5 protein-coding genes are annotated in these 6,246 nt (G+C 63.9%); 3 read left to right on the forward strand and 2 right to left on the reverse strand.

Translation table 11 applies throughout. The annotated features are described in order from the left end of the window. Positions 1–546 precede the first annotated feature (546 nt). Positions 547–2,022, reverse strand: coding sequence for a MocR-like pyridoxine biosynthesis transcription factor PdxR (pdxR, locus tag Y882_RS17235; RefSeq protein ID WP_046973191.1), 1,476 nt, complete (start codon positions 2,020–2,022; stop codon positions 547–549). Between the two features lie 101 nt (positions 2,023–2,123). Between pdxR and Y882_RS17240 the strand changes: the two genes are divergently transcribed. After that, positions 2,124–3,122 carry a hypothetical protein gene (locus Y882_RS17240; protein ID WP_046973192.1) on the forward strand — a complete coding sequence of 333 codons (999 nt, stop codon included), beginning with the start codon at positions 2,124–2,126 and terminating at the stop codon, positions 3,120–3,122. 12 nt (positions 3,123–3,134) lie between these two features. Then, positions 3,135–3,896, forward strand: a complete 762-nt coding sequence (locus Y882_RS17245) for a class I SAM-dependent methyltransferase (RefSeq protein WP_046973193.1) — start codon at positions 3,135–3,137, stop codon at positions 3,894–3,896. On the opposite strand, the gene Y882_RS17250 is transcribed toward Y882_RS17245, so the two are convergent. After that, on the reverse strand, positions 3,897–4,802 hold the full coding sequence (locus tag Y882_RS17250) for a LysR family transcriptional regulator (RefSeq protein WP_211259208.1): 906 nt from the start codon (positions 4,800–4,802) through the stop codon (positions 3,897–3,899). 145 nt (positions 4,803–4,947) lie between these two features. Here Y882_RS17250 and Y882_RS17255 point away from each other — a divergent pair, with 145 nt between their 5' ends. Beyond that, a complete protein-coding gene (locus Y882_RS17255; protein ID WP_046973195.1) occupies positions 4,948–5,946 on the forward strand; it encodes an aldo/keto reductase in 999 nt (332 codons plus the stop codon). The last annotated feature ends 300 nt before the right edge of the window (positions 5,947–6,246 follow it).

A 6,246-nucleotide genomic window follows, 5' to 3' on the forward strand; every position in this document is an offset into this window, starting at 1 on the left:
ACCTGACGGAGCGGTACACCGCGGCGCTGCGGTCACGCACAAGGTGCGCTCCTACAAAGGAGCCGAGGCCTTGTTGGCGTATCCAAGCCTGCGGTCGGCTATTTGTGGGAGCGCACCCTGTGCGCGACAAACCTACGGAGCTGTGCACCGCAGCGTGGCTGTCGCGCACAGGGTGCGCTCCCACAGACAAGCTGGCACGCGGATGGCTGACGGGCTAAAGCCGATGCGCAGCGAGGCCCGGCTTTAAGTCCTCAGCGATTCGGGCGCGTTGCGCAGCGCATTGAGGTACCCCTGTGTACCCTCGGAGGTTGTCCCCTGACGGCCTGCCTCAAGCGTTCGGGCTTATCCCANNGCGGGCGTTATCCGGCCATTTTCTTTGGGTTACTTTTCTTTTGGGCCAGCAAAAGAAAAGTGACTCGAGCGGCGGCAGCCGATCGAAACGCCCGCCGCGTAGGCGGCACGCTGGCGGTATCACGACAATCAAGGCGCAAAGTCGCTGGATTCCTGCTTTCGCAGGCATGACGAGCTATGCCAACGCAGCCCAATCTAAAAACACTCAGCCAACCGACGCACCCCTTCATCAATCTGCGCCAAATTCGCCCCGCCATACCCCAGCAACAGCCCGCCCCGTGATGGCGGCTCCAAATAGCACGGCGTGAGCGGCCGCACCGACACGCCCTTGGTCGCCGCCTTGCGCGACACCGCCACATCATCCACCCCGTGCGGCAATAACCCCGCAAGCTGCATGCCCGCCTCCGTGCCGATCACTTCCAGTCGCTCGCCAAGATACTTGCGGATGGCTTCATGCACGGCTTCGCGACGCTGCATGTACAGCGTGCGCATGCTGCGGATATGCCGCGCGAAATGGCCCTCGCGGATGAATTCGGTCATCGCCGACTGGTAGAGCATGGAGGAGAACGTGTCGATCGCATCGCGTCCGGCATGGAAATCGGCGACCAGATCTTCCGGCACCACCACGTAGCCCAGACGCAGCGCGGGAAACATCACCTTGCTGAAGGTGCCCAGATAGATCACGCGTGCATGCGTGTCCGCACCCTGCAGCGAGGACAGCGGGCGGCTGCCGAAGCGGTATTCGCTGTCGTAGTCGTCCTCGATGATCCAGGCGTCGTTGCTGGCCGCCCAATGCAACAGCTGCATGCGTCGCGACGCGCTCATCGCCATGCCCAGCGGGAACTGGTGCGATGGTGAGATGTAGACGGCGCGGGCATCCGCTCCCACTCGCGCGCCATGTGCCACATCGATGCCTTCCGCATCCACCGGCACCGGCACCAGCTCCGCGCCCGCCGTGCGCAGTGCCTGGTGTGCGCCGGGATAGCCGGGGTCTTCCATCCACACGCGCTCGCCTGGATCCAGCAGCACATGGGCGCAGATCTGCAGCGCCTGCTGCGAACCGGTGGTGATCAGGATCTGCGATGCATTGCAGCGCACGGCGCGCGCCGCACCCAGGTATTCGGCGATGGCCTCGCGCAGCGGCAGATGGCCCATCGGGTCGCCGTAGCCCATCGCCTCTGCCGACAGATGACGCGCATGACGACTCACCAACTTCGACCATAGCGCCGCCGGAAACGCATCCAGCGCCGGCAGCCCCACGCGGAACGCACCCATATTGGCCAGCCAGGTGGCCTCCGGCGTACGCATCTGGGCGGCGCGCAGGGAGGTGCGTCGCGAGCCTCCGTGCATTGCCGCCGGCTCGGGGCGCGCCAGCTTCGCCCGTGGCACCGTCAGGTCAGAGGGAATGGCCCGGGCCACGCAGGTGCCTGCGCCGGTGAAGGTCTCAAGGAAGCCCTCCGATTGCAGCTGTTCGTAGGCGCCGAGCACCGGTATGCGCGAAATGCCCAGCTCATTGGCCAGGCTGCGGGTCGATGGCACACGCTGCCCCGGCCGCAACTGGCCGCTGCTGATGGCCCGGCGGAACCAGTCCGACAACTGCTGGTACATGGGCGTATCGCTGCCGCTGTCCATGGCGACGGGGGGCAGAAATCCAGCGGGAATGCGCTGCATGGCGACGACTCCAGAGTGGTCATGTCGATTCAGCACAAAGTGGCTATTTAAGCCAACCACTTGCGGGCATAGCTTGCACCCGTCCGCCCTGGCCATCAACCATGAAGCGCCTACTGCCCGCATCGCTGATCGACGCACGCTTTTTCGTGTGGTGCCTGGCACTGCTGCTATGCCTGCCCGGCGCCTGCCAGCGTGCCTATGCGCAGGACGAGTCCTCGGCGTCCGAGGTACCGCAGACCCGCGAGAACGCCTGGTGGACCGGCCCGATGATGGCCAACTCGGCCGAGACACTGCCGCCAGGACACATGCTGCTGGAGCCTTACCTCTACGACGTCACCAGTCGCGGCATGGACAGTTTCGGCTCGCGCACGTACATCAACTATGGCGTGGCCAACAACTTCACCATGGGCATCATTCCGGTGTTCGGCTACAACCGCGTGAGCAACGCGCCAAACAGCAGCGGCATCCAGGTCGGCGACATCACCGTGCAGGCGCAATATCGGCTGCGGCAGTTCCATGAGGGCAGCTGGTTGCCCTCCGTGGCGATCCAGCTGCAGGAGACGTTTCCGTCCGGCAAGTACGATCGTCTGGGCAATCGCCCCGCGGATGGCCTTGGCAGCGGCGCGTACACCACGACCATCGGCCTGAACACGCAGACGTATTTGTGGATGCCCAATGGGCGCATCATGCGCGTGCGCTTCAACGTGTCCTTCTCGTTTTCATCGAGCACCGATGTGGAAGGCGTAAGCGTCTACGGCACCGACGCAAGCTTTCGCGGCCACGCGCGCCCCGGCAACAACGCCTTTGCCAACGCGTCGTTCGAATACAGCCTCACGCGACGCTGGGTGCTGGCGCTCGATGTGATCTACAACCACAACAGCAGTACGCACGTGGGCGGCCAGGAGTTCGCCAACAACGACCCTTTTCCACCCGACCCCTCGCTGGGTGCGCGTTCTAACCGTTACATCGGCTTCGCACCGGCCGTCGAATACAATTGGTCGCCGAACATCGGCCTCTTGCTGGGCGTGCGTGTGATTCCTTCGGGCAACCGCACAACGTCGTCCGTCACGCCTGCGATCGCTCTCAACTACGTGCACTGAGGATCTACCGACATGAAGCGTGTTTGCCTGATCGTAGTGTCTGCATTGCTCGCCGTTTCCGCTGCCGTGGCGGCTCCGCCCACGCATCCTCTGCCCAGCTTTGTCGGGCTGGCCATCGCCGACAAGAACCGTCCCGAAGAAGACCGCGCGCTCGATGCGCAACGCAAACCCGCCGTCGTGCTCGGCTATACCGGCATCAAGCCCGGCGACATCGTGGTGGATCTGATGCCCGGCAAGGGCTATTACACGCGCCTGTTCAGCCGCATGGTCGGCAGCAAGGGCAAGGTCTACGCGCTGCAACCCACCGAGATGGACAAGATCGCGCCCAAGGGCCTGGAAAGCGTGCGCAGCTTTGCCGGCAAGGAAGGCTACGCCAACGTCACGGTGCTGGTGGAGCCGGTGAACGAACTGAAGTTGCCCGAGCCGGTGGACGTGATCTGGACCTCGCAGAACTATCACGACCTGCACGACCCCTTCATGGGCACGCCGGACATGGCCAAGCTCGACAAGAGCCTGTTTGACGCGCTCAAGCCCGGCGGCATTCTGATCGTGCTCGATCATGCGGCGGCCGACGGCACCGGCATCAGCAAGACCAACGATCTGCATCGCATCGATCCCGCTGCGGTGAAGAGCGAGCTGACCGCCGTGGGTTTCCAGTTCGAGAACGAAAGCGATGCGTTGCGCAATCCTGCCGACGATCACACCAAGGGCATCCGTGACCCGTCGGTCAAGGGCAACACGGATCGCTTCATCTACAAGTTCCGCAAACCCTGATCACTTTGTCCGGCGCACTTCACCGTCCCCCTGCTGCGTGCCTTCGCTCTTGATGAAATCGACGAAGGCACGCAGTGGCGCCGGCATGTGCGCACGGCTGGGGTAATACAGCAGCGGTCCGGTGAAGGACTGGCACCATTCTTCCAGCACGGGCAACAACGTGCCTTTGGCGAGTTCAGGTTGCAGGAATTCTTCGAAGGTGTGGATGATGCCGAGGCCGGCGACGGCCGCTTCCACTTCCATCTCGATGGTAGAGGCGAGCAAGCGGCCGTCAGGGCGCAAGCGCACGAGCTTGCCGCGACGCTCGAACTCCCAAGCGGCAATCACGCCGCTGGGAAAGCGATGACGAATGCAAGCGTGATTGACCAGGTCCTGCGGCTTCGCAGGACGCCCATGCTCAGCCAGATAAGCAGGCGATGCCGCAGCCACGAAGCGTTGCGTGCGCGGACCAATCGGCATCGCGATCATGTCGCGCTCCACGCGCTCTTCATAGCGAATCCCTGCATCGCAACCCGCCGCCAGCATATCGACGAAGGCATCGTCGGTGATCACATCGAGCGTGATGCCCGGATGCGCCTTGAGGAAGCGCGTGGCGATCGGCGGCAGCACATGCCGCGCCACGATGGACGGGACGTTGAGTCGCAGCGTGCCGGTGGGACTGTCGCGATAGGCGTTGATGCTGTCCAGCGCGCCACTGATTTCACCCACCAGCGGCGCCAGCCGATCGAGCAGACGCTGCCCCGCCTCGGTGGGCGTGACGCTGCGCGTGGTGCGGTTGAGCAGGCGCACGCCAAGACGTGCTTCCAGCCTCCGCAGCGCTGCGCTCAAGGCCGAGGCGGAGACATTGCCCTGCAGCGCCGCGCCACGAAAACCACGGGCGCGCGCCACCGCGATAAAGGCTTCGATATCGGCTAGGCCAAGCTCTTCCATTGTGCGGATTCCGGCACAGGTTGTACGGATAGGACTGGATTATCGTACACCGGGTACCGCGCCATACTTCCCTCCAAGCCATCCCCACCGCCCACGGCGGCCACCTTCTGGAGAACCCACCATGCAACATCGTCAACTTGGCGCCACCGGTCCCCGCGTTTCCGCCCTTGGCCTGGGCTGCATGGGCATGTCAGGCATGTACGGGCCGTCCGACCGCGCCGAAAGCATCGCCACCATCCACGCGGCGCTCGATGCAGGCATCGACCTGCTCGACACCGGCGACTTCTACGGCATGGGCCACAACGAAATGCTGATCGGCGAGGCGCTGAAAAACGTGCCGCGCGAGCAGGCCCTGATCAGCGTGAAGTTCGGTGCGTTGCGCGATCCGGCCAATGGCTGGGGCGGCAACGACACGCGCCCTGCGGCGATGAAGAATTTCCTTGCCTATACGCTGCAGCGCCTGGGCGTGGATTACATCGACGTTTATCGTCCCGCACGCCTGGACCCGAACGTGCCGATCGAAGAGACCATTGGCGCCATCGCCGACATGGTGAAGGCGGGATATGTGCGTCATATCGGCCTGTCCGAAGTGGGCACGGAAACCATCCGCCGTGCAGCAGCCGTGCATCCGATCGCGGATCTGCAGATCGAGTACTCGCTGATCTCCCGCGGCATCGAGGACGGCATCCTGCAGACCTGTCGCGAGCTGGGCATCGGCATCACCGCGTACGGCGTGCTGTCGCGTGGCCTGATCAGCGGGCACTGGGATAAGAACAACGCGGCCAAAGGCGATTTCCGTGCGATCAGTCCGCGCTTTCAGGCGGGCAATGTCGATCACAATCTTGCCCTGGTCGATGCACTGCGCAACATCGCCGAACAGAAGAACGTCTCCGTCGCCCAGCTGGCCATTGCGTGGGTGGCCGCGCAAGGCAAGGACATCGTGCCCCTGGTCGGCGCGCGTCGCCGCGATCGATTGCAGGAGGCATTGGGAGCGCTGGAGGTTTCACTCAGCGAGCAGGATTTGGCCATCATCGAAGCTGCGGTGCCGAAGAACTCGGCGGCCGGAGAGCGCTATGCGGCGGCGCAGATGGCGCATTTGGATAGTGAGAGGGCGCATTGAGCTTGCCTTCCTCTCCCCATGTGGGGAGAAGGCTCTGATTGTCTGTGGGAGCGCACCCTGTGCGCGACCGCCACGTTGCGGTGTACCGCTCCGTAGGTTTGTCGCGCACAGGGTGCGCTCCCACAAATAGCCAACCGCAGGCTTTGATCCGCCAACAAGGCCTCGACTCCCTTGTAGGAGCGCACCTTGTGCGCGACCGCAGCGCTGGGGTGTACCGCTCCGTAGGTTGGTCGCGCACAGGGTGCGCTCCTACAAGAGAACTGCGCAGCTCGGCATTGCCGGGCTGTCGCCTTTGATCTG

It is taken from the genome of Dyella japonica DSM 16301 (assembly GCF_001010355.1).
GTDB classification, from domain to species: Bacteria; Pseudomonadota; Gammaproteobacteria; order Xanthomonadales; family Rhodanobacteraceae; genus Dyella; species Dyella japonica.

Bases quoted from the DNA above. Each gene is read 5' to 3' on its own strand.
- pdxR (WP_046973191.1), bottom strand. From the start codon at position 2,022: ATGCAGCGCATTCCCGCTGGATTTCTGCCCCCCGTCGCCATGGACAGC.
- Y882_RS17240 (WP_046973192.1), top strand. From the start codon at position 2,124: ATGAAGCGCCTACTGCCCGCATCGCTGATCGACGCACGCTTTTTCGTG.
- Y882_RS17245 (WP_046973193.1), top strand. From the start codon at position 3,135: ATGAAGCGTGTTTGCCTGATCGTAGTGTCTGCATTGCTCGCCGTTTCC.
- Y882_RS17255 (WP_046973195.1), top strand. From the start codon at position 4,948: ATGCAACATCGTCAACTTGGCGCCACCGGTCCCCGCGTTTCCGCCCTT.